This window comes from Lysobacter sp. Root604 (assembly GCF_001427505.1).
In the GTDB taxonomy this organism is placed as follows: domain Bacteria; phylum Pseudomonadota; class Gammaproteobacteria; order Xanthomonadales; family Xanthomonadaceae; genus Lysobacter.
In genome coordinates, this window is sequence record NZ_LMGS01000010.1 from 203,212 (window position 1) to 224,999 (window position 21,788).

General features: G+C 67.1%; 21 protein-coding genes. 11 read left to right on the forward strand and 10 right to left on the reverse strand.

The annotated features are described in order from the left end of the window. Window positions 1-57 precede the first annotated feature (57 nt). The 8 genes from ASD69_RS16020 (at window position 58) to ASD69_RS16055 (ending at window position 9,694) form a co-directional block, all read left to right on the forward strand. On the forward strand, window positions 58-1,344 hold the full coding sequence (locus ASD69_RS16020) for an HlyD family efflux transporter periplasmic adaptor subunit (protein WP_056180483.1): 1,287 nt from the start codon (window positions 58-60) through the stop codon (window positions 1,342-1,344). A gap of 2 nt (window positions 1,345-1,346) precedes the next feature. After that, window positions 1,347-1,565, forward strand: a complete 219-nt coding sequence (locus ASD69_RS16025) for a hypothetical protein (RefSeq protein WP_157499232.1) — start codon at window positions 1,347-1,349, stop codon at window positions 1,563-1,565. 34 nt (window positions 1,566-1,599) lie between these two features. Then, entirely contained in the window at window positions 1,600-2,325 is a 726-nt protein-coding gene (locus ASD69_RS16030; protein ID WP_056180491.1) for an ABC transporter ATP-binding protein, read from the forward strand. Between the two features lie 25 nt (window positions 2,326-2,350). Then, on the forward strand, window positions 2,351-3,664 hold the full coding sequence (locus tag ASD69_RS16035; RefSeq protein ID WP_056181257.1) for an ABC transporter permease: 1,314 nt from the start codon (window positions 2,351-2,353) through the stop codon (window positions 3,662-3,664). An 8-nt stretch (window positions 3,665-3,672) separates the two neighbouring features. Then, the gene (locus tag ASD69_RS16040; RefSeq protein ID WP_056180494.1) at window positions 3,673-4,905 is read left to right on the forward strand and encodes an FtsX-like permease family protein; all 1,233 of its coding nucleotides are present in this window, start codon (window positions 3,673-3,675) and stop codon (window positions 4,903-4,905) included. Between the two features lie 149 nt (window positions 4,906-5,054). After that, window positions 5,055-6,884 (forward strand): DUF885 family protein, encoded by a 1,830-nt coding sequence (locus ASD69_RS16045; protein WP_200944017.1) that lies wholly within the window; start codon window positions 5,055-5,057, stop codon window positions 6,882-6,884. A 124-nt stretch (window positions 6,885-7,008) separates the two neighbouring features. Further along, window positions 7,009-8,364 (forward strand): sigma-54 dependent transcriptional regulator, encoded by a 1,356-nt coding sequence (locus tag ASD69_RS16050; protein ID WP_056180497.1) that lies wholly within the window; start codon window positions 7,009-7,011, stop codon window positions 8,362-8,364. 10 nt (window positions 8,365-8,374) lie between these two features. Next, a complete protein-coding gene (locus ASD69_RS16055) occupies window positions 8,375-9,694 on the forward strand; it encodes an ATP-binding protein (RefSeq protein WP_056180500.1) in 1,320 nt (439 codons plus the stop codon). Between the two features lie 211 nt (window positions 9,695-9,905). On the opposite strand, the gene glmU is transcribed toward ASD69_RS16055, so the two are convergent. Further along, window positions 9,906-11,279, reverse strand: a complete 1,374-nt coding sequence (gene glmU / locus ASD69_RS16060; protein WP_056180503.1) for a bifunctional UDP-N-acetylglucosamine diphosphorylase/glucosamine-1-phosphate N-acetyltransferase GlmU — start codon at window positions 11,277-11,279, stop codon at window positions 9,906-9,908. Between the two features lie 144 nt (window positions 11,280-11,423). Between glmU and ASD69_RS16065 the strand changes: the two genes are divergently transcribed. Then, the gene (locus tag ASD69_RS16065; protein WP_056180506.1) at window positions 11,424-11,807 is read left to right on the forward strand and encodes a GtrA family protein; all 384 of its coding nucleotides are present in this window, start codon (window positions 11,424-11,426) and stop codon (window positions 11,805-11,807) included. A gap of 194 nt (window positions 11,808-12,001) precedes the next feature. Here ASD69_RS16065 and ASD69_RS16070 read toward each other — a convergent pair whose 3' ends face one another. The 9 genes from ASD69_RS16070 to ASD69_RS16110 all read right to left on the reverse strand — a co-directional run bounded on the left by ASD69_RS16070 (window position 12,002) and on the right by ASD69_RS16110 (window position 19,293). Then, window positions 12,002-12,427 carry a F0F1 ATP synthase subunit epsilon gene (locus ASD69_RS16070; protein ID WP_056180509.1) on the reverse strand — a complete coding sequence of 142 codons (426 nt, stop codon included), beginning with the start codon at window positions 12,425-12,427 and terminating at the stop codon, window positions 12,002-12,004. 134 nt (window positions 12,428-12,561) lie between these two features. Next, on the reverse strand, window positions 12,562-13,965 hold the full coding sequence (gene atpD / locus ASD69_RS16075; protein ID WP_056180511.1) for a F0F1 ATP synthase subunit beta: 1,404 nt from the start codon (window positions 13,963-13,965) through the stop codon (window positions 12,562-12,564). Window positions 13,966-14,026: 61 nt separating this feature from the next. Further along, window positions 14,027-14,890, reverse strand: coding sequence for a F0F1 ATP synthase subunit gamma (gene atpG / locus ASD69_RS16080; protein ID WP_056180514.1), 864 nt, complete (start codon window positions 14,888-14,890; stop codon window positions 14,027-14,029). A gap of 109 nt (window positions 14,891-14,999) precedes the next feature. Continuing rightward, window positions 15,000-16,550, reverse strand: coding sequence for a F0F1 ATP synthase subunit alpha (gene atpA / locus ASD69_RS16085; protein WP_056180519.1), 1,551 nt, complete (start codon window positions 16,548-16,550; stop codon window positions 15,000-15,002). A 63-nt stretch (window positions 16,551-16,613) separates the two neighbouring features. Beyond that, window positions 16,614-17,141 (reverse strand): F0F1 ATP synthase subunit delta, encoded by a 528-nt coding sequence (locus ASD69_RS16090; RefSeq protein WP_056180522.1) that lies wholly within the window; start codon window positions 17,139-17,141, stop codon window positions 16,614-16,616. A 43-nt stretch (window positions 17,142-17,184) separates the two neighbouring features. Next, a complete protein-coding gene (locus tag ASD69_RS16095; RefSeq protein ID WP_056180526.1) occupies window positions 17,185-17,655 on the reverse strand; it encodes a F0F1 ATP synthase subunit B in 471 nt (156 codons plus the stop codon). Window positions 17,656-17,743: 88 nt separating this feature from the next. Next, window positions 17,744-18,010 (reverse strand): F0F1 ATP synthase subunit C, encoded by a 267-nt coding sequence (gene atpE, locus ASD69_RS16100; RefSeq protein WP_056180531.1) that lies wholly within the window; start codon window positions 18,008-18,010, stop codon window positions 17,744-17,746. A 79-nt stretch (window positions 18,011-18,089) separates the two neighbouring features. Continuing rightward, window positions 18,090-18,914 (reverse strand): F0F1 ATP synthase subunit A, encoded by an 825-nt coding sequence (gene atpB, locus ASD69_RS16105; protein ID WP_056180534.1) that lies wholly within the window; start codon window positions 18,912-18,914, stop codon window positions 18,090-18,092. Between the two features lie 10 nt (window positions 18,915-18,924). Then, entirely contained in the window at window positions 18,925-19,293 is a 369-nt protein-coding gene (locus tag ASD69_RS16110) for a hypothetical protein (RefSeq protein WP_082576590.1), read from the reverse strand. A 333-nt stretch (window positions 19,294-19,626) separates the two neighbouring features. Here ASD69_RS16110 and ASD69_RS16115 point away from each other — a divergent pair, with 333 nt between their 5' ends. Beyond that, complete coding sequence (locus tag ASD69_RS16115; protein ID WP_056180541.1) at window positions 19,627-19,833, forward strand: DUF2061 domain-containing protein; 207 nt, start codon at window positions 19,627-19,629, stop codon at window positions 19,831-19,833. A 284-nt stretch (window positions 19,834-20,117) separates the two neighbouring features. Next, a complete protein-coding gene (locus tag ASD69_RS16120) occupies window positions 20,118-20,927 on the forward strand; it encodes a YfaZ family protein (RefSeq protein ID WP_235567247.1) in 810 nt (269 codons plus the stop codon). The last annotated feature ends 861 nt before the right edge of the window (window positions 20,928-21,788 follow it).

Here is a 21,788-nt window from a genome sequence, read left to right on the forward strand (position 1 = left end):
ACTCGTGCATTGCATAACAGCAAAGACCTTTCGCCCACCCGCCGAGCCGAACACCGCATGAGCATCCGCGATACCGCCGCCCAGGACCGCCCCGTCGCCGCCACCTCCTCCGTCGCGAGCAAGCGCCGTCGCCCCTGGCTGCTGGCCGGCGCCGCCGGCGTCGGCACCATCGCGCTGGCGGCCTGGCTGCTGTCGGGCTGGAGCGCCAGCGGCCGTTCGGTCGACGCATCGCGGGTGCGCATCTCCGAGGTCAAGCGCGGCGACCTGGTGCGCGACATCTCCGCCGACGGCCGCGTGATCGCCGCCAACAGCCCCACCCTGTACGCGATCGCCGCGGGCACGGTGGTGTTGAAGGTGGTCGCCGGCGACGTGGTCAAGCAAGGCCAGGCGCTGGCCGAAATCGACAGCCCCGAACTGCGCAGCAAGCTGGCGCAGGAACAGGCGACCCTGGCCAGCCTGGAAGCCGAGGCCGGCCGCTCCGAGCTCGACGCCCAGCTGGCGCGCTCGAATGCGCGCAAGGCCTACGACCAGGCGCAGATCGAACGCACCGCCGCGATTCGCGATCTGGAACGCCAGCAGCGCGGCTTCGAAGGCGGCGCGGTGGCGCAGGTCGACGTGGCGCGCGCGCAGGACGAACTCAAGAAGGCCGACATCGGTCTGGCGCATGCGCGCCAGGACGCCGGCCTGCAAGGCCAGGGCGCCGGCCTGGACACGCGCAACAAGCGCCTGCTCGCCGACCGCCAGCGCGCGATCGTGATCGAGACCCAGCGCCAGGTCGACGCGCTGACCCTGCGCGCGCCCTTCGACGGCCAGGTCGGTCAGGTCCAGATCGCGCAGCGCGCCAACGTCGCCGCCAACGCGCCGGTGCTCAGCGTGGTCGATCTGGCCGTGTTCGAAGTCGAGATCAAGGTGCCGGAAAGCTTCGCCCGCGATCTGGGCATCGGCATGCCGGCGCAGATCACCAGCGGCGCCGGCGAACCTTACGCCGCGCAGGTTTCGGCGGTGTCGCCGGAAGTGGTGAACGGCGAAGTCACCAGCCGCCTGCGCTTCACCGGCAAGCAGCCCCCGGGCCTGCGCCAGAACCAGCGCCTGTCCGCCCGCATCGTGCTCGACACCCGCCGCAACGTGCTGATGGTCGAGCGCGGCCCCTTCCTCGAACAGTCCGGCGGCCGCTTCGCCTACGTGGTCGACGGCAGCCACGCGGTGCGACGCCCGATCCAGGCCGGCGCCAGCAGCCTCAGCGCGGTCGAGATCGTTTCCGGCGTGCAACCGGGCGAGCGCGTGGTGGTATCCGGTAGCGACCAGTTCGATAACGCAGAAAGCATCCGCCTCTCAGGAGAATGATCATGAAAGCTTCCAACCGCACCCCAGTGTTCCCCTTCGACCTGCATTGGACCTCCGACGACCTGGCCGGCGCGATGCCGCTGCGCCTGAGCGAGCTGTTCGACTTCGACGCCGCGCGCGCCCAGGCCCAGCCCAGCGCCAACGTCGAAGCCCCGGCCCAGGCCTGGCGCCGCAACGGCTACCTGCGCAACGCCGCGCCGACCTCGTTCCGCGTTCGCTGATTCCTCTCCACCTTTTCACTCAGGACATACCGTCATGCTCGACATGCGCCAGGTCACCAAGGTTTACCGCACCGAACTCGTCGAAACCCACGCGCTGCGCTCGCTGGACCTGCATGTGCGCGAAGGCGAGTTCGTCGCGGTCACCGGCCCGTCGGGCTCGGGCAAGACCACCTTCCTCAACATCGCCGGCCTGCTGGAAACCTTCACCGGCGGCGAGTTCCGGCTCGACGGCGAGGACGTCAGCGGCATGTCCGACGACGCGCGTTCGCGCCTGCGCAACCGCAAGATCGGCTTCATCTTCCAGGGCTTCAACCTGATCCCCGACCTCAACCTGTTCGACAACGTCGACGTGCCGCTGCGCTACCGCGGCATGCCCGGCGCCGAACGCCGCCAGCGCATCGAAGACGCGCTCAGCCGGGTCGGCCTGGGCTCGCGCATGAAGCACTACCCGGCCGAGCTGTCGGGCGGCCAGCAGCAGCGCGCCGCGATCGCGCGCGCGCTGGCCGGCAGCCCGCGCCTGCTGCTGGCCGACGAACCCACCGGCAACCTCGACTCGCAGATGGCGCGCGGCGTGATGGAGCTGCTGGAGGAGATCAACGGCCAGGGCACCACCATCGTCATGGTCACCCACGATCCCGAACTGGCCGCGCGCGCGCAGCGCAACGTGCACATCGTCGACGGCATGGCCACCGACTTCGCGGCCGTGCCCAGCCTGGTGCGCTCGCTGGCCAGCGACGACGCCGCCGCCACCACCGCCTGAGGACGTCGCGATGACCGCCAACTCCATGTTCGGCTACTACCTCGACCTGGCGTTCCGAAGCTTCCGCCGCAACAAGATGCTGACCGCGCTGATGGTGCTCGCCATCGCGCTCGGCATCGGCGCTAGCATGACCACGCTGACGGTGTTCTACGTGCTCTCCGGCGACCCCATCCCGAGCAAGAGCGATCGCCTGTTCTACGTGCAGATGGATCCGCGCACCAAGGACGGCTACACCCCGGGCGAGGATCCTTCGTTCCAGATGACCCGCTTCGATTCCGAAGCCCTGCTGCGCGCCAAGCGCGCCCAGCGCCAGGCAGTGATGACCGCCGGCTCGGCCAACATCGAGCCCGACCGCCAGGGCCTGACGCCCTTCATGTCCGACGCGCGTTTCACCTCCGCCGACCTGTTCGCCATGTTCGACGTGCCCTTCCTGCAGGGCGGCGCCTGGAAGGCCAGCGACGACGAGAACCGCGCGCGCGTGGCGGTGATCAGCAAAGAACTCAGCGAGAAGCTGTTCGGCGCCGGCCCCAGCGTCGGCAAACCGATCCGGATCAACGAATCCGAGTTCCGTGTGGTCGGCGTGATCGACAACTGGCGCCCGACGCCGCGCTTCTACGACTTGAGCAACGAGAAGTTCGGCCGCGGCGAGCAGGTGTTCATTCCGTTCTCGACCTCGCTGGCCCTGCGCATGGGCAACAACGGCGACATGAACTGCTGGGGAGAGAACCGTAACGACGACCCCGAGGGCTCGCACGCGCTCAACGCGCCCTGCGCCTGGCTGCAGTATTGGGTGGAACTGGACTCGGCCGACAAGGCCAAGGACTACCTGGCTTACCTGGGCAACTACTCCGACGAACAGCGCAGCGCCGGCCGTTTCGAGCGTCCGACCAACGTGCGCCTGTACAACGTGATGGATTGGCTGGACCACAACAAGGTCGTGCCCTCCGACGTGCGCCTGCAGACCTGGCTGGCGTTCGGCTTCCTGCTGGTCTGCCTGCTCAACACCGTCGGCCTGCTGCTGGCCAAGTTCCTGCGTCGCGCCAACGAGATCGGCGTGCGCCGCGCGCTAGGCGCCTCGCGGCGCGCGATCTTCGCCCAATGTCTGGTCGAAGCCGGCACCGTCGGCCTGGTCGGCGGCGTGATCGGCCTGGGCCTGGCGATGCTGGGCCTGTGGGCGGTGCGTCAGCAACCGGCCAGCTACGCCGAACTCGCCCATCTGGACCCGACCATGCTGGTCGCCACCTTTGTGATCGCGGTCGTCGCCAGCGTGCTGGCCGGCCTGTTGCCGGCCTGGCATGCCTGCCAGGTGACCCCGGCCATCCAGCTCAAGAGCCAGTGAGGCCCACCATGGACATCCGCCCCATCCTGACGACCCTGCGTCGCCACAAGACCGCCGCCGCGCTGATCGTGTTCGAGATCGCGTTGAGCTGCGCCATCATCTGCAACGCGGTGTTCCTGATCAGCAACCGTCTGGAGCTGATGAACCGCACCAGCGGCCTGGCCGAAAACGAAATCGTGCGGGTGCAGCTGACCGGCATCAACAACAACGAGGACGCCCGCTCCGTCACCCAGGCCGATCTGGCCGCGCTGCGCGCACTGCCCGGGGTCAAGGCCGCTACCGTCAGCAACCAGGTCACGTTCGGCAATTCCTCCTGGAACAGCGGCGTGAGCGTGAAGCAGGATCAGCCGTTCCCGAACCTCAGCGCGACCACCTACTTCGGCGACGAGCAGTTGCTCGATACCCTGGGCCTGAACCTGATCGCCGGCCGTCGCTTCACCAACGACGAGTACATCAACTACGAGGACTTCGACAAACTGCCCGCCGATGCTGGCGTGCCGGCGGCGATCGTCACCAAGGTCGTCGCCGAGAAGCTGTTCCCGGGCGAGAACGCGGTCGGCAAGGTGTTCTACAGCTGGGGCCCGAAGCCGATCCGCATCGTCGGCGTGGTCGACCACCTCGCGCGTCCGAACAACCGCGGCGGCGCCGGCGAGTACGAGTACTCGATGATCTTCCCGATCCGGGTGACCTACGAGGTCGGCGGCAACTACCTGCTGCGCGTGGATCCCAGCCGCCGCGACGAGACCATGAAAGCGGCGATGGCGGCGCTGGAGAAAAGCGGGCCGACCCGCATCATCCTGGAGGACCAGAGCAAGACCCTGGAAACGATGCGCCGTGAGTTCTATCAGCAGGACCGTTCCATGGCCTGGCTGCTGGTCGCGGTGTGCATCGCCCTGCTGGTGGTGACCGCGCTGGGCATCGTCGGCCTGGCCAGCTTCTGGGTGCAGCAGCGGACCAAGCAGATCGGCGTGCGCCGCGCATTGGGCGCGACCCGCGGCCAGGTGCTGCGCTACTTCCAGACCGAAAACTTCCTGCTCGCCACGCTCGGCATCATGATCGGCATGGCGCTGGCCTACGGCATCAACATGGTGCTGATGAGCGCCTACGAGCTGCCGCGACTGCCGGCGATCTACCTGCCGCTGGGCGCGGTCGCGCTGTGGGCGCTGGGCCAGATCGCGGTGTTCGGTCCGGCGCGCCGCGCCGCGGCGGTGCCGCCGGCGGTCGCGACCCGCTCGATCTGACGCGTTCGATTCGCAACGCGTGGCGCAGTTCCGGGCGCGCGCGCAACGCGCCCGCTAGTCTCTCCGAGTCGGTCCGCAAGCCCGTCCAGCCTCCGCGCTGGACGGGCCCGGACCGGGTCGTCTCGAAATCCGGTACGGAGCCCGCACTCATGTCCCCACGCAACGCCCCCTTGCACGCCCTCGCGCTCGCCCTGACCCTGGCCATCGGCGGCGTCCACGCCGCAACCGCCGCCCCCGCGGCGCCGGCGTCCAGCGCTACCAGCGCCGACGTCGCCGCCCGCACCCGCGCGCTCAACGCCCTGCTGGACGAGCAGTGGCAGACCTTCCTGCGCGAAGCGCCGGAGCAGGCCAGCTTCTTCGGCGACTATCGCTACAACGCCGGCTGGAGCGATTTCTCGCTCTCCGCCGTCGACAGCCAGACCCGCGATCTCGAAGCGCTGCTCAAGCGCTTCCGCGCGATCGACCCCGAAGGCCTGGCCGACGCCGACCGACTCAACCTGCAGCTGATGATCCGGCGCCTGGAAAGCGACCGCGAGTTCTACCGGCTCAAGCTGCATGAGATGCCGCTGGACCAGATGAACGGCATCCACCTGCTGCTGCCGATCATCGCCAGCGCGTTTCCGTTCAACGACGTCAAGCAGTACGACGAATACATCGTGCGCCTGCGCGCGATGCCCAAGCTGCTGGACCAGGTCACCGAGCGCGCGCGTCAGGGCGCCAAGGACGGCCTGATGCCGCCGCGCTACCTGTTGGAGAAAGTGGTCGCGCAATGCGACGGCATCGCCGACCCGGCCGGCGCCGACAATGTGTTCGCCCAGCCGCTGCAGAAATTCCCCGACAGCGTGCCGGCCGCCGAGCGCGAGCGCATCCGCAAGGCCCTGCTCGCCGCGGTCGACGAACAGGTGCGGCCGGCCTATCGCAAGCTGTCCGAATTCGTCGCCAAGGAGTACGCGCCGCAGGGCCGCGAAACGCCGGGCCTGTGGTCGCTGCCCAAGGGCGAGGCGCTGTACGCCTACCAGATCCGCCAGCAGGCCTCGACCGACATGAGCGCCGAGCAGATCCACCAGCTCGGCCTGGCCGAAGTCGCGCGGATCGAGAAGACCCAGGCCGAGATCGCGCGCAAGCTCGGCTATGCCGACCTCAAGGCGATGCGCGCCGCGGTGCGCCAGGATCCCAAGCAACACGCGCAGTCGCGCGAGCAGATCCTGGAGCTGTACCGCAAGTACGTGACCCAGATGGAGCCGCGCCTGCCCGAGCTATTCGGCCTACTGCCCAAGACCGGCGTGGAAGTGCGCGCGATCGAACCCTACCGCGAGAAGTCCGCGTCCGCGGCCGGCTACATGCCCGGCACGCCCGACGGTTCCCGGCCGGGCATGATCATGATCAATACCAGCGCGCCGACCGAACGCCTGCTGCTGCCGATCGAGGCGATCGCCTACCACGAGGGCATTCCCGGCCATCACCTGCAGAACTCGATCACCCGCGCCCTGCCCGAGCTGCCGCCGTTCCGGCGCCTGATCGGCGAGACCGCCTACATCGAAGGCTGGGGCCTGTACTCCGAGCGCCTGGGCAAGGAACTGGGTTTCTATCAGGACCCGTACAGCGACTTCGGCCGACTCGCCCAGGAACTGGTGCGCGCCAACCGCCTGGTGCTGGACACCGGCGTGCACCACAAGCGTTGGACGCGCGAACAGATGGTGGCCTGGTACCGCGAGCATTCGGATTCGGACGAGCCCAACATCCAGGCCGAGGTCGATCGCTACATCGCCAACCCCGGCCAGGCGCTGGCCTACAAGATCGGCGAGCTGAAGATCGTCGAGCTGCGCGAGCGCGCGCAAACCGCGCTCGGCGATCGCTTCGACATCCGCGCCTTCCACGATCAGGTCCTGGGCGGCGGCGCCCTGCCGCTGGACGCGCTGGAGCAGCGCATCGACGGCTGGATCGCACGCACTCGCGCCACCGGCGCGGCCGCGCCATGATCGACGCGCCGTCTCGCGGTATCGGCGCCCGCGCGCCGCTGCCGCGCGGCGGCGCTGGCTATACTTCCGCCGGACCCGCGGCGACGTCGCGCACGCCGCCGCACCCTCAACGTTCCGGAGCCTTATGCGCACCGTCCTGGTGATCGACGACAACCCCGCGGTCGGCACCGCGCTGGACCTGCTGTTCGGCCTGCGCGAGATCCGCGTGCTCACCGCGCAATCGCCGGAGGACGGCCTGCAGGCGCTGGAACGCGAGCAGATCGGCCTGGTGATCCAGGACATGAACTTCAGCGCCGACACCACCTCGGGCGAGGAAGGCGTGGCCCTGTTCCGCGCGATCCGCGCGCGCCACCCCGACCTGCCGATCATCCTGCTCACCGCCTGGACCCACCTGGACATCGCGGTCGATCTGGCCAAGGCCGGCGCCGCCGATTACCTGGCCAAGCCCTGGGACGACCAGAAGCTGCTGGCCAGCGTCGAGAACCTGCTGGAGCTGTCGGCGAGCACGCGCGAAGTCGCGCGCCTGCACGACCAGCGCAAGCGCGCGCACCGCGAACTCGAATCGCGCTACGACCTGCGCGGCCTGGTGTTCGCCTCCGAGGCGCTGACGCGCGTGGTCGAGCTGGCCGGGCATGTCGCGCGCGCCGACGTACCGGTGCTCATCACCGGCCCCAACGGCGCCGGCAAGGAGAAGATCGCCGAGATCGTGCAGGCCAATTCCTCGGTCAAGTCCGGCCCCTTCGTGACGCTCAACTGCGGCGCGCTGCCGTCGGAACTGATCGAGGCAGAATTGTTCGGCGCCGACGCCGGCGCCTACACCGGCGCCAGCAAGGCGCGCGAAGGCAAGTTCGAAGCCGCCGATGGCGGCACCCTGTTCCTGGACGAGATCGGCAACCTGCCGCTGGCCGGCCAGATGAAGCTGCTGCGCGTGCTCGAGACCGGGCGCTTCGAACGCCTGGGCTCCAACCGCGAGCGCCAGGTCAAGGTGCGCGTGATCAGCGCCACCAACGCCGACCTGCCGGCGATGATCCGCGACGGCCGCTTCCGCGAAGACCTCTATTACCGCCTCAACACCATCGAGATTCACCTGCCCCCGCTGGGCGAACGTTCGGACGACGTGCTGCCGCTGGCGCGCAAGTTCCTGCGCGAACTCGCAGCCGACGGCCGCAAGCGCCTGAGCGAGGACGCCGAGCACGCTCTGGTCGCGCACGCCTGGCCGGGCAACGTGCGCGAGCTGCGCAACACCCTGCAGCGCGCGGTCCTGCTGGCGCGCGGCGACGACATCGGCGCCGCCGATCTGGGCCTGCCGGCGGCCAATGCGAGCGTCGCGGCCTCCGGCGGCGACGAGCCCGACCGCGCCAGCATCGAGGCGGCGCTGGAACGCGCCGGTGGCGTGCTCGCGCAGGCGGCGAGCGAACTGGGCCTGTCGCGTCAGGCCTTGTATCGCCGGCTCGACCGGCTCGGCATAAAACGGGACTGAGGAGAACGCGATGCGCTGGTTGCGCCATCTGCCCTTGAGCCTGAGCTTCAGCGCGATCGCGCTGGCTTACCTGATCGTAGGCACCGCCTTGACCACCTGGCTGGGTACCCTGCTGTCGCAGCGCTGGATGGCGCCGGCGCTGGCGGTGGCGCTATTGCTGCCGCTGTTGGTCTACCACGTGCGCCGCGCGTTCGCGCCGATGAACTCGCTGTTCCGCGCGCTCGCCGGCAGCGTCGCCAGCTACCGCGACGGCGACTACAGCTTCGGCCTGTCATGGGCGGGCCGCGGCGAACTCGGCGAGCTGGTCGACAGCCATAACCTGCTCGGCGAGGCCCTGCGCGAACAGCGGCTGTCGCTGGTGCAGCGCGAACTGCTGCTGGACACGATGGTCCAGAACACGCCGGTGGCGATGCTGCTGGTCGATCCGAGCCGGCGCGTTGTCCACGCCAATCTGGCCGCCCGCAAAATGCTGGGCGAAGGCCGCCGGCTCGAAGGCCAGTCCTTCGATGACCTGCTCGCGCGCGCGCCCGAGCCCGTGCGCGAAGCCTTCGATCGCGGCGGCGACGGCATGTTCACCGTCGGCGACGAGGACAACGAGGACATCTACCACCTCGCCCGGCGCATGTTCCGCCTCAACGGCCGCCACCACGAGCTGGTGCTGCTGCGCCAGCTCACCGCCGAGCTGCGCCGCCAGGAAGTGCAGACCTGGAAGAAGGTGATCCGGGTGATCAGCCACGAGCTCAACAACTCGCTGGCGCCGATCGCCTCGCTCGCCCACTCCGGCGCCGAGCTGGTGCGGCGCGGCCAATACGACAAGCTGCCGACCGCGCTGACCACCATCGAGGAACGCGCGCGCCATCTGGAAGGTTTCATCCGCGATTACGCGCGCTTCGCCAAGCTGCCGGCGCCGCGCCTGGAGGCGGTGGAGTGGTCGCGTTTTCTGGCCCAGCTGCGCAGCCAGGTCGACTTCGTCTACGACGGCCGCGCGCGCGGTCAGGAAGGCATCGTCCATTTCGACGCCGCGCAGATGGAGCAGAGCCTGCTCAACCTGCTCAAGAACGCGCACGAGTCCGGCTCCAAGCCTGAGGAAGTGCGCCTGGTGCTGCGGCGCACGCCCGACGCCTGGCGCATCGACGTGCTCGACCGCGGCACCGGCATGAACGAGGCGGTGCTCGCGAACGCGCTGTTGCCGTTCTACTCGACCAAGCGCAACGGCACCGGCCTGGGCCTGGCCCTGGCGCGCGAAATCGCCGAAGCCCACGGCGGCCGCATCGCCCTGCTCAACCGCGAAGGCGGCGGCTTGTGCGTGTCGATGTTGATTCCGGATTGAGCGTGGTTTCGTCGCCTACGCTTGCCCCATCCCCTTGCCTTTGAATTCCCCCCTTTGAAAAAGGGGGGCCAGGGGGGATTTGCTTTTGCCTTGTACGAACCAGCAACAGCAACAGAAAATCCCCCCTAGCCCCCCTTTTTCAAAGGGGGGGACTGTTCGCGGAGGGGAGAGGTACTTCGAGTGATTAGAGGCTAACCTCCAACTACCCACCTCAAGCCTTAGGCTTCTTCACCGGTCGCTGCCAACCGTCGATCGTGACCTGGCGCGCGCGCGCGACGGTGAGCTTGCCTTCCGGCGCGTTCTTGCCGATCACCGAGCCGGCGCCGATGGTCGCGCCCGCGCCTATGGTCACCGGCGCCACCAAGGCCGAATTGGAACCGATGAAGGCGCCGTCCTCGATCACGGTGACCGATTTGTTGACGCCATCGTAGTTGCAGGTGATGGTGCCGGCGCCGACGTTCACGCCGCTGCCGATGGTCGCATCGCCGAGGTAAGCCAGATGATTGGCTTTGCTGCTCACGCCCAGACGCGCATTCTTGGTTTCCACGAAGTTGCCCACGTGCACGCCGTCGGCGAGCACGGTGCCCGGACGCAGGCGCGAGTACGGACCGATCTGGGCCGCGCCCTCGACCACCACGCCGTCCAGGTCGCAATGCGCGCGCACTTCGGTGCCCGGCCCCAGCGTCACGTCCTTGAGCCGGCAGAAAGGACCGATGCGCACGCCGTCGGCGAGCTCGACCCGGCCCTCCAGGATCACGTCGACATCGATCTCGACGTCGCGGCCGACGCTGACTACGCCGCGCTGATCGAAACGGGTCGGATCGGCCAGGCGCGCGCCCTGCTCGCACAGCGCGCGCGCGGCGCGGCGCTGGAACGCGCGCTCCATCTGCGCCAGCTGCCAGGGGTCGTTGACGCCCTCGACCTCCAGCGGATCGCTCACGTGCACCATCTCGGCGGCGCTGAATTCGGCGGCGGCGGCGGCGAACACGTCGGTGAGGTAGTACTCGCCCTGGGCGTTGTCGTTGCCCAGGTTCTGCAGCCAGCGCCGCAAGGGCTCGCCGTCGCAGACCAGGATGCCGGTGTTGACGGTGCGGATCTCGCGTTGCGCCTCGTCGGCGTCCTTGTGCTCGACGATCTGGCCGACCCGGCCTTCGGCGTCGCGCACGATGCGGCCATAGCCGGTGGGATCGATCAGGTCGGCGACCAGCACCGCCAGTCGGCCCGGTGCGTCCAGCAGGCGCTGCAAGGTCGCGGGCGTGGTCAGCGGCACGTCGCCGTACAGCACCAGCACGCGCGCATCCTGTGGCACGCCCGGCATCGCCTGCTGCACCGCGTGGCCGGTGCCCAGGCGCTGCGCCTGTTCGGCCCAGTGCAGGTCCGGCTGATCGGCGAAGGCCGCGCGCACCTGCTCGCCGCCATGCCCGTAGACCACGTGGATGCCGGCCGAATCCAGAGCGCGCGCGGTCGCGATCACGTGCGCGAGCATCGGCCGTCCGCCGATTTTCTGCAGCACCTTGGCGGTGTCGGACTTCATGCGCTTGCCCTCGCCGGCGGCGAGAATGACGACATGCAGGGGTGCGGCCATGCGGACTCCGGGAGGCGATTACGCGTTCAGTGAACAGTGATTCTAGCCGCGCCGGCCCTGCTAGGATGCGGCGGTGCCGAATCCGACCCCGCGCCATTCACGCCACCGCCCATCGGCGCGCCGCCGTCCGCGGAGCCGCGCCGGATGAGCCTGGGTCGTCAGGGCCGCCACTACCTCATCATCGGCCTGATCCAATGGCTGCTGGATTGGGGGGTGATGGTCGCGCTCAGCCACGCCGGCATGGCGGTGGAACCGGCCAACATCGCCGGCCGCGTCAGCGGCGCCCTGCTCGGCTTCTGGCTCAACGGCCGCATCACCTTCGCCGGCGACGACACCCGCGTCGGCCGCCGTCAGTTCGGCCGTTTCCTGGGCATGTGGATCGCGACCACCCTGGCCAGCACCTGGGCCATGGGCGCGATCGACGACGCGGTCGGCCTGACCTGGACCTGGCTGGCCAAGCCCGCGGTGGAACTGGTGCTGGGCGCGATCGGCTTCCTGCTGTCGCGGTACTGGATCTATCGCCGCTGACCGGGCTTTAGGGCAGCAGCGGCATCCCACAGGGATTTCCTTCGGTCATAAGCCGCGACCCTGCCTCGCACTCGCGGGCTCTTCGGCGACCGAGGTTTCGTGGTCGCGGCTCACGCCGCTCATCCCCCAGGACTGCCCAAAACAAAAACGCCGGCGCGAGGCCGGCGTTTCGTTCGCGACGCGGTGGCGCGCGATCAGTGCTTCATGTTCTTGCGCAGACGCTCCAGAGCACTCAGCTGGGCAACGCTCATCGCCAGCTGCGCCTGAGCCTCTTCCGCGCTCATCTTCGGATCCTTCTTCGACAGGATGCGCTCGGCTTCTTCCTTGGCGGCGCGCACGGCGGCCTCGTCGATGTCCTGAGCGCGGATCGCGGTGTCGGCCAGCACGGTCACGACCTGCGGCTGTACTTCCAGGATGCCGCCGGACACGGCGAAGTCCAGGTGCTCGCCGTTGGGCAGGGTCACCACGACCTTGCCGGGCTTGAGACGCGTGATCAGCGGCGCGTGGCGCGGCGCGATGCCGAGCTCGCCGATTTCGCCGGTGGCGACCAGCAGCGTCGCTTCGCCGTGGAAGATTTCTTCCTCGGCGCTGACGATGTCGCAACGGAACGTAGTGGCCATGTTTCTCTCGCTTTGCTCGCTCGACGGGAATCGGGAATGGGGAATGAGGATTCGTCTAAAGCCGCGAGGGCTGACGTTCCGCTCTTACGATTCCCGATTCTCGACCCCCAGTTTCCGAGACGCCGTCAGGCGTCTCAGCCCACGCCCATCTTCTTGGCCTTCTCGACCGCTTCCTCGATCGCGCCGACCATGTAGAACGCCTGCTCCGGCAGGTGGTCGTACTCGCCGTCGACGATGCCCTTGAAGCCGCGGATCGTGTCCTTCAGCGACACGTACTTGCCCGGCGCGCCGGTGAAGACTTCGGCCACGTGGAACGGCTGCGAGAAGAAACGCTCGATCTTGCGCGCGCGCGACACGGCCTGCTTGTCTTCTTCCGACAGCTCGTCCATGCCCAGGATCGCGATGATGTCCTTCAGTTCCTTGTACTTCTGCAGGGTCGACTGCACGCGACGCGCGGTGTCGTAGTGCTCGGCACCGATCACGTTCGGGTCGAGCTGACGCGAGGTCGAGTCCAGCGGATCCACGGCCGGGTAGATGCCCAGCGACGCGATGTTACGGCTCAACACGACGGTGGCGTCGAGGTGGGCGAAGGTGGTCGCCGGCGACGGGTCGGTCAGGTCGTCCGCGGGCACGTACACGGCCTGGATCGAGGTGATCGAACCGGTCTTGGTCGAGGTGATGCGCTCCTGCAGGACGCCCATTTCCTCGGCCAGGGTCGGCTGGTAACCCACCGCCGACGGCATACGGCCCAGCAGCGCCGACACTTCGGTACCGGCCAGGGTGTAGCGGTAGATGTTGTCGACGAACAGCAGCACGTCCTTACCCTTGCCGGACGCGTCCTTCTCGTCGCGGAAGTACTCGGCCATGGTCAGGCCGGTCAGGGCCACGCGCAGACGGTTGCCCGGCGGCTCGTTCATCTGGCCGTACACCATCGCCACCTTGTCGAGGACGTTGGAGTCCTTCATCTCGTGGTAGAAGTCGTTGCCCTCGCGGGTACGCTCGCCCACGCCGGCGAACACGGACAGACCGCTGTGCGCCTTGGCGATGTTGTTGATGAGTTCCATCATGTTGACGGTCTTGCCCACGCCGGCGCCGCCGAACAGGCCGACCTTGCCGCCCTTCGCGAACGGGCACATCAGGTCGATGACCTTGATGCCGGTTTCGAGCAGGTCGTTGGCCGAGGACTGGTCCTCGTAGGACGGAGCCGAACGGTGGATTTCCCAATGATCGGTCGCCTGCACCGGGCCGGCTTCGTCGATCGGGTTGCCCAGCACGTCCATGATGCGGCCCAGGGTGCCCGCGCCCACCGGCACCGAGATCGCGTGACCGGTGTTGGTCGCGATCAGGTTGCGCTTGAGGCCGTCGGTCGAACCCAGCGCGATGGTACGCACGATGCCGTCGCCGAGCTGCTGCTGCACTTCCAGCGTGATTTCGGTGTTGGCGACCTTCAACGCGTCGTACACCTTCGGCACTTCCGCGCGCGCGAACTCGACGTCGACGACCGCACCGATGATCTGAACGATCTTGCCCTGGCTCATGGTTCTTTCCTCAGTAACTTAATGCTGCATGGCGGCCGCGACAGGCGTCCGCGTGTATGGTTTAGACCGCCGCGGCGCCGCCGACGATTTCGGAGATTTCCTGCGTGATCGCAGCCTGGCGCGCCTTGTTGTAGACCAGCTTCAGGGTGTCGATCAGCTTGCCGGCGTTATCGCTGGCCGCCTTCATCGCCACCATGCGGGCGGCGTGCTCGGACGCGACGTTCTCCAGCACCGCCTGGTACACCAGCGACTCGATGTAGCGCGTCAGCACGTGCTCCAGCACGGTCTTCGCATCGGGCTCGTAGATGTAGTCCCAGTCGTGGTGGGCGACCTGCGTTTCCGGCTCCGGCAGCGGCAGCAGCTGATCGAACGCCGCGCGCTGCGTCATGGTGTTGACGAAGTCGTTGTAGGACAGGAACACACGGTCGATGCTGCCGGCGCTGTACGCGTCCAGCATGACCTTGTTCACGCCGACCAGCTGCTCCAGGTGCGGCTTGTCGCCCAGGTGGGTGACCGAGGCCAGCATGTTGACCTTGATGCGGCGGAAGAACACCGAGGCCTTCTGGCCGATGGTGACCACGTCGACCTCGACGCCCTGCTCCTGCCACTTGCGCATTTCGCCCAGCAGCTTGCGGAACAGGTTGTTGTTGAGGCCGCCGGCCAGGCCGCGGTCGGAGGAGACGATGATGTAACCGACGCGCTTGGTTTCCTTGCGCTCGATCATGTACGGATGCTGGTAATCGGAATTGGCCTGGGCCAGGTGACCGATCACCTGCTTCATCACCCGCGCGTACGGACGCGAGGTCTTCATGCGCTCCTGCGCCTTGCGGATCTTGGAGGCCGAGACCATCTCGAGCGCGCGCGTCACCTTGCGGGTGTTCTGCACGCTCTTGATCTTCGTCTTGATTTCGCGTCCGCCTGCCATTAACTCGCTCCGCTCGTGGGATTAGGGATTAGGGATTGGGGATTCGTACCAGCGGGTCGGGTTCGGCCTCGCCGAATCCCGAATCCCGTATCTCGAATCCCAGCCTTACTCACCAGGTCCCGGTCTGCTTGAACTCTTCGATGCCCTTCTTGAAGGCGCCTTCGATCTCGTCGTCCCACGCGCCGGTGGCGTTGATCTTGTTGATCAGTTCGCCGGCGGTGTTGGTGAAGTGGGCGTGCAGGGCTTCCTCGAACGCGCCGATCTTGGCGACCGGCACTTCGTCCATGTAACCCTTGTCCACCGCGTAGATCGACAGCGACTGCAGCGCGATCGACATCGGCGCGTACTGCTTCTGCTTCATCAGCTCGGTGACGCGCTGGCCGCGCTCGAGCTGCTTGCGGGTGGCTTCGTCCAGGTCCGAGGCGAACTGCGCGAACGCAGCCAGCTCGCGGTACTGGGCCAGGGCGATACGGATGCCGCCCGACAGCTTCTTCACGATCTTGGTCTGGGCGGCGCCGCCGACGCGGGACACCGAGATACCGGCGTTCACGGCCGGACGGATACCGGCGTTGAACAGGTCGGTTTCCAGGAAGATCTGGCCGTCGGTGATCGAGATCACGTTGGTCGGCACGAACGCCGAGACGTCGCCGGCCTGGGTTTCGATGATCGGCAGCGCGGTCAGCGAACCGGTCTTGCCCTTCACCGCACCGTTGGTGAACTTTTCGACGTACTCCTCGGACACGCGCGCGGCGCGCTCGAGCAGACGGGAGTGCAGGTAGAACACGTCGCCCGGGTAGGCTTCGCGGCCCGGCGGACGCTTCAGCAGCAGCGAGATCTGGCGGTAGGCCACGGCCTGCTTGGACAGATCGTCGTACACGATCAGGGCGTCTTCGCCGCGGTCGAGGAAGTACTCGCCCATGGTGCAGCCGGAGTAGGGGCTGATGTACTGCATCGCGGCCGACTCGGACGCGGTGGCGGCGACCACGATGGTGTGGGCGAGCGCGCCATTCTCTTCCAGCTTGCGCACGACGTTGGCGACCGAGCTGGCCTTCTGGCCGATCGCGACGTACACGCACTTAATGCCGGTGCCCTTCTGGTTGATGATCGCGTCGATCGCCATCGCGGTCTTGCCGGTCTGGCGGTCGCCGATGATCAGCTCGCGCTGGCCGCGGCCGATCGGGATCATCGCGTCGACGGTCTTGTAGCCGGTCTGCACCGGCTGGTCGACCGACTTACGCCAGATCACGCCCGGCGCGACGCGCTCCACCGGCGCGGTCAGCTTGGCGTCGATCGGACCCTTGCCGTCGATCGGCTCGCCCAGGGCGTTGACCACGCGGCCGAGCAGCTCGTTGCCGACCGGCACTTCGAGGATGCGCGCGGTGGTCTTGGCCACGTCGCCTTCGCGCAGGTGCTCGTAGTCGCCCAGGACCACGGCGCCGACCGAGTCGCGCTCCAGGTTCAGGGCGAGTGCGAAGGTGTTGTTCGGCAGCTCGATCATTTCGCCCTGCATCACGTCGGCCAGGCCGTGGATGCGCACGATGCCGTCGGACACGGAGGTGACCGTGCCTTCGTTGCGCGCCTCGGCGGCCAGCTTGACCTTCTCGATGCGGGTCTTGATCAGTTCGCTGATTTCGGACGGGTTGAGCTGCGTGCTTGCCATGGGTGGTTCCCTTGTGCCCGGCGATACCGCCGGATTTGCAATTAAGTTCGTTCTGGTCGCCGGTCAGCCCGCGAGAGCGGTCTGCAGGCGCGCGAGCTTGCCCTTGAGCGAGCCATCGATGACCACATCGCCCGCGTCGATCACCGCGCCGCCGATCAGCGACGCGTCGACCGCGGTCTCGATCTCGACTTCGCGGCCGAAGCGCTTGGTCAGCGCGGCCTTGATCGACTCGAGCTCGGCGGCCGGCAGTTCGCTGGCGGCGGTGACGCGCGCCTTGACGATGCGTTCGGCTTCCGCGCGCAGTTCCTCGAACATGCCCGCGATCTCCGGCAGCAAGCTCAGCCGGCGGTTGTCCGCGAGCAGGCCGAGGAAGCGCAGGTAGGCTTCGTCGGCGCCATCGATCGCGATCAGGCCGACGGCGTCGGCCGACGACAGGCGCGGGTGCGCGAGCAGTTCGTGCACCTGCGGGTCGGCGGCGATGCGCGCGGCCAGGGCGAGGCCCTGCGACCAGGCGGCGGAGCGACCGCCGTCGCGCGACAACGCGAACGCGGCGCGGGCGTACGGGCGGGCGAGTGTGAGGTTCTGGCTCATCAGCTTTGGGCTATCCGATCAGTGCGTTCGCGTCGCGCGCCGTTCAGAGCTGCGCGGCCAGATCGTCGAGCAGCGCCTTGTGGGCGTTGGCGTCGATCTCGCGCTTGAGCAGCTTTTCGGCACCGCTGACGGCCAGCGTCGACACCTGCTTGCGCAGGTCCTCGCGGGCACGCGTGGCGGCGGCGACGATTTCGGCATCGGCCAACGCCTTCTGGCGCGTGGCTTCGACGACGGCATCGGTCTTGGCCTGGTCGATGATCTGATTGGCGCGCTGATGCGCCTGATCGATGATCTCGTTGGCCTTGGTGCGAGCCTCGCGAAGTTCCGCATCCGCGCGCTCTTGCGCCTGGATGAGATCCTTCTGGCTACGCTCCGCCGCGGCCAGGCCTTCGGCGATCTTCTTTTGGCGTTCTTCGATGGCCGCGTTCAGCGGCGGCCAAATGAACTTCATCGTGAACCAGACGAGGATCGCGAAGGAGAGCATCTGGCCGAAGAAAGTCATGTTGGGATTCATGACGGGTCCTCGACGTAGTCGTACTGGAGCCGGCCGAGTGGCCGGCCCGTGTGCCCGATTCGCGCGTTGCCGCGCGAACCGGCCCGGATCAGGCCTGGAGGACGCTGATCAGCGGGTTGGCGAACGCGAAGAACAGCGCCACGGCGAGACCGATGATGAACGCGGCGTCGATCAGACCGGCGAGCAGGAACATACGGCCCTGCAGCATCGGGACCAGCTCCGGCTGGCGAGCGGCGGATTCGAGGAACTTCGAACCCATGATCGCGATGCCGAGGCAAGCGCCCAGAGCGCCGAGACCGATGATGATGCCGATCGCGATCGCGGTCAGACCCTGAACGTTGGCGATGAACTCCATGGTGCTTCTCCTGGTAGAGGTAGTGCTAAACGGTGAAGGGAAAACGAATTGGGGGTGCAGCTGGGTGACGCGGCTTGAATCAATGGCTTTCGCGGGCGCCTGCGATGTAGACGACCGTGAGGATCATGAAGATGAAGGCCTGCAGCAGGATGATCAGGATGTGGAAGATCGCCCAGGCCGCGTTGGCGATGATGCCGGGGACGATGGTGTAGATGCTTCCCATCAGGCCGGCGATCAGCATGAACACCAACTCGCCGCCGTACATGTTGCCGAACAGTCGCATCGCCAACGAAACCGGCTTGACCAGCCACTCGATGACGTTCATCACCAGGTTGACCGGGACCAGCACGATCTTCATGAAGCCGTGGGCGTGGAACGGCGCGGTCAGCAGCTCCTTGCCGAAACCCAGGGCGCCCTTGGCGGAGACCGCGTGGCCGATCAGGATGAAGAACACCGAGGCCGACAGCGCGAACGTGGTGTTGAGGTCGGCGGTGGGAACGGCGCGGAAATAAGTGTGGTGCGCGGCTTCGGCGCCGGCGGTGGTGTGGACCAGCCAGCCGAACAGATCCAGCGGCAGCAGGTCCATCGTGTTCATGAACACGACCCACATGAAGATGGTCAGCGCCAGCGGCGTGACCGAACGGCGGTCGCCGTGGAAGGTGTCCTTCACCTGGCCGTCGATGAACTCGACGATCATCTCGACGAAGGCCTGGCCCTTGCTGGGAACGCCGGCGGTGGCCTTGCGAGCCGCCAGACCGAACCACAGCACGAACACCAAGCCCAGCACCAGAGCGACGATCCACGAGTCGAAATGGAACTGCCCCCCGAACACCTCCGTGGTGTTGTGGGTCAGGTGGTGCTTGATGTATTCGTTCAGGCCGCCCGAACCGGTCTGTTCACTCACGAAAAGACACCTATCGTTTCAAAAGATTGGCCAGTACGAAGGCCAGCGTCGCCGCGAGCACCCCGACCAGCATTGGCAGCGGCGGCAACCGAAGCACGGCCAGACCCAGCCCGAGCATCAAGAACACCACCACCCACTTCAGCATGACTCCAGCCAGCAAGCGGCCTATGGCCGCGCCGGCCGGCTGCACGCCGCCCCCTAGCGCCATCCAGGCCGCCACCACCGCACCCGCGAAGACCGCGCCTCCGCCGACCGCGCCCGCTAGCGCATGTCGCGCACCGAGGGGGAGGAAGGCCAGCGCGGTCAGCGCCGTCGCGCCGGCTTGCCAGGCAATCGCGCGCGACGCCAGCCGGCGGCCCGTGGACAATGGATCGTGCACGCGGGTCTCGTCGGTCTGGGGTAGGCGCAAAGCGCCCGGTAGAGCCGCAAAAGTATAGAACGCGTAAGCGTTTCGGGCAACCGCCGGGCGTCACGGCCGCGTGCGGCGCGGTGCCCGGGGTGAGGACGGCTTCGATGCGTCTTCGGTCCATGCGCAACACTGTGCGCGCGCGGCGTAGGTCATTGAATTACCTGGGAGGTCAAGTCCGCGGCGCGGACCCTTGGGCGCGAAAACGCGATAGCCGACGACTATCGAAGCGAGCGCGTCTATCGATTTGACTTCGCAATTCGGGCGTGCACAATTGAGAATAATTCTCATTTAGTGACCGCCATCATGGGCAAGACCGTAAGCTTCGCCTGCGTGCATTTCACCGTCGCCTTCCTGGTCGGCTATCTGATGACCGGCAGCGTTTGGGTCGGCGGCGCCCTGGCCCTCGTCGAACCGGCCTGCAATACCGTGGCTTTCCACCTCCACGAGAAGGTCTGGAAGCGGATCGAGCGCCGCCGGGCCGAGGCCGAGGCCGCCGCGCTGGCGACCTGAAAAGTCGCGGAACCTTTCCGCCCGACCCCGGTCAGTCTTATAGAACGCCCCCCGCCACTCTCTCCTCGTCAATGGCAAAAGCAGCGGTGGGCTCCCCGAAGCCCCGGCCCCGGCCGGGGCTTCGCCTTTTGTGACGCCCATCGCGTTTCTGGCCTTCGCTACTTTGAATCGCGCGATTCAAACGCGCGCTTTCACGGTCGTTGCACCCGCCGTTCGGCATTGATGTGGCTGCCGTGCACTTTTGTTGTGCCGCACGGCCCATCCCCCGATCCGGAGTGCGACTAGTGAATCCCAAGACCCTGCCCCTGACGCTCGCGCTGGCCGCGACCGGCGTCGTATTCGCGCTGCCCGCGCATGCCATCGAAGACGACCGTTTCACCCTGCGCCTGGGCGCGATGCAAGTGGACGCGCAAAGCGAACTGCGCGGCAGCACCGTGTTCGCCGGCCAGCCGTTCGAGTTCAGCGAGGACTTCGATTTCGGCGGCGACGAAGTGGTGCCGCGCCTGGAAGGCCAGTTCCGCTTCAGCGAGCGCAATCGTCTGCTGTTCAACTACTTCGGCTACGACAAGGACCGCCGCGCGACCCTGGGCCAGGACCTGTCGTTCGACAACGTGACCATCCCCGCCGGCAGCTTCGCCAAGGCCAAGGCCAAGTTCGAACTGGCCAGCGTGGTCTACGACTACGCGGTGGTCGAAACCGACACCGTCAGCCTCGGCCTGCAGCTGGGCGTCGAGTACGCCAAGCTCGAAGGCAAGCTGTACGCCGAGTCCGGCGTCAACACCTACGAATCGCGCTCCAGCGACGACGGCTACGCGCCGGTGGTCGGCGCGCGCCTGACCGTGGCACCGAACGAGCACTGGCGCTTCGTCGCCCAGGGCCAGTACCTGGACGCGAGCTGGGGCAACTTCGACGACTACGAAGGCGACCTCAGCCGCGCCAACGCCCTGGTCGAATACCGCTTCACGCCCAACGTCGGCGTATTCGTCGGCTACGACTGGTTCAAGCTGGACGTGGACCAGCGCGGCAGCGACGGCGTGCTAGGCCTGGACCAGCGCTTCAAAGGCCCGATGGCGGGCGTGACGTTCGCGTTCTGATCGGCGAATCGGCCTAACGGTTGCGGTTGCGGCTGCGGCTGCGGCTGCGGCTGCGGCTGCGGCTGCGGTTGCGGCTGCGGCTGCGGCTGCGGTTGCGGTTGCGGTTGCGGTTGCGGTTGCGGTTGCGGTTGCGGTTGTGGTTGCGGTTGCGGTTGCCGTTGCCGTTGCCGTTGCCGCGGCATTGAAGCCCAAAAGCCCCGCACTCACCCGACCAACCGTAGACCCGAAGGGCGGCGCGCAGGACGCGCGCCGTTTTTCGAATGGACAGGGACGTCCATTCGAAAAATCCCGGCGCCAGCTCGCGCTCGCAGGGGAGGTTTGGTCCCGCTAGCCCTTCTCTTTGGTTACTTTCTCTTGGGCTAGCAAGAGAAAGTGACCCGCATGCGCAGCAGGCGGAAGCCTTTGACCTTCGTGAAGAGCACACGCAAAGCAAAGCCAAAGCAAATCCTCCCCAACCCTCCTTTGATAAAGGAGGGAGCTAAAGAGCTAGGAACTAGGAGCTAAGAGCTAAGAGCTAAGAGCTAAGAGCTTAGGAGCAAGTGGTCGGCGTTCGGTCGTGTACGACCCTGCGGTTCGCAAGCCGCACGGCTTTACCCTTTGATAAAGGAGGGAATCAAAGGCGAAGGCGGACTTGCGTGCGAGTGCACGCTAAAGACACTGGATGTTCGACTCCGCCAAACTAAAGCGGAGCCCGCTTTCGGGGTATGAAGAGCCAGAACAAGGCCCCTACACCTGAGCGCTTGCGGTAGAACGCAAAGGCACAGCCGCCAACCTTCGCGGCACGACGAACGACGCGAAGAGCGAGAGCCGTGGCGCCTGCGGCGCCGCCGCCCTCACCCTCTCCCGCAAGCGGAAGAGGGA

Excerpts from the sequence above, each read along its gene's own strand:
- ASD69_RS16020 (WP_056180483.1), top strand. The coding sequence starts at position 58 with ATGAGCATCCGCGATACCGCCGCCCAGGACCGCCCCGTCGCCGCCACC.
- ASD69_RS16025 (WP_157499232.1), top strand. The coding sequence starts at position 1,347 with ATGAAAGCTTCCAACCGCACCCCAGTGTTCCCCTTCGACCTGCATTGG.
- ASD69_RS16030 (WP_056180491.1), top strand. The coding sequence starts at position 1,600 with ATGCTCGACATGCGCCAGGTCACCAAGGTTTACCGCACCGAACTCGTC.
- ASD69_RS16035 (WP_056181257.1), top strand. The coding sequence starts at position 2,351 with ATGTTCGGCTACTACCTCGACCTGGCGTTCCGAAGCTTCCGCCGCAAC.
- ASD69_RS16040 (WP_056180494.1), top strand. The coding sequence starts at position 3,673 with ATGGACATCCGCCCCATCCTGACGACCCTGCGTCGCCACAAGACCGCC.
- ASD69_RS16045 (WP_200944017.1), top strand. The coding sequence starts at position 5,055 with ATGTCCCCACGCAACGCCCCCTTGCACGCCCTCGCGCTCGCCCTGACC.
- ASD69_RS16050 (WP_056180497.1), top strand. The coding sequence starts at position 7,009 with ATGCGCACCGTCCTGGTGATCGACGACAACCCCGCGGTCGGCACCGCG.
- ASD69_RS16055 (WP_056180500.1), top strand. The coding sequence starts at position 8,375 with ATGCGCTGGTTGCGCCATCTGCCCTTGAGCCTGAGCTTCAGCGCGATC.
- glmU (WP_056180503.1), bottom strand. The coding sequence starts at position 11,279 with ATGGCCGCACCCCTGCATGTCGTCATTCTCGCCGCCGGCGAGGGCAAG.
- ASD69_RS16065 (WP_056180506.1), top strand. The coding sequence starts at position 11,424 with ATGAGCCTGGGTCGTCAGGGCCGCCACTACCTCATCATCGGCCTGATC.
- ASD69_RS16070 (WP_056180509.1), bottom strand. The coding sequence starts at position 12,427 with ATGGCCACTACGTTCCGTTGCGACATCGTCAGCGCCGAGGAAGAAATC.
- atpD (WP_056180511.1), bottom strand. The coding sequence starts at position 13,965 with ATGAGCCAGGGCAAGATCGTTCAGATCATCGGTGCGGTCGTCGACGTC.
- atpG (WP_056180514.1), bottom strand. The coding sequence starts at position 14,890 with ATGGCAGGCGGACGCGAAATCAAGACGAAGATCAAGAGCGTGCAGAAC.
- atpA (WP_056180519.1), bottom strand. The coding sequence starts at position 16,550 with ATGGCAAGCACGCAGCTCAACCCGTCCGAAATCAGCGAACTGATCAAG.
- ASD69_RS16090 (WP_056180522.1), bottom strand. The coding sequence starts at position 17,141 with ATGAGCCAGAACCTCACACTCGCCCGCCCGTACGCCCGCGCCGCGTTC.
- ASD69_RS16095 (WP_056180526.1), bottom strand. The coding sequence starts at position 17,655 with ATGAATCCCAACATGACTTTCTTCGGCCAGATGCTCTCCTTCGCGATC.
- atpE (WP_056180531.1), bottom strand. The coding sequence starts at position 18,010 with ATGGAGTTCATCGCCAACGTTCAGGGTCTGACCGCGATCGCGATCGGC.
- ASD69_RS16115 (WP_056180541.1), top strand. The coding sequence starts at position 19,627 with ATGGGCAAGACCGTAAGCTTCGCCTGCGTGCATTTCACCGTCGCCTTC.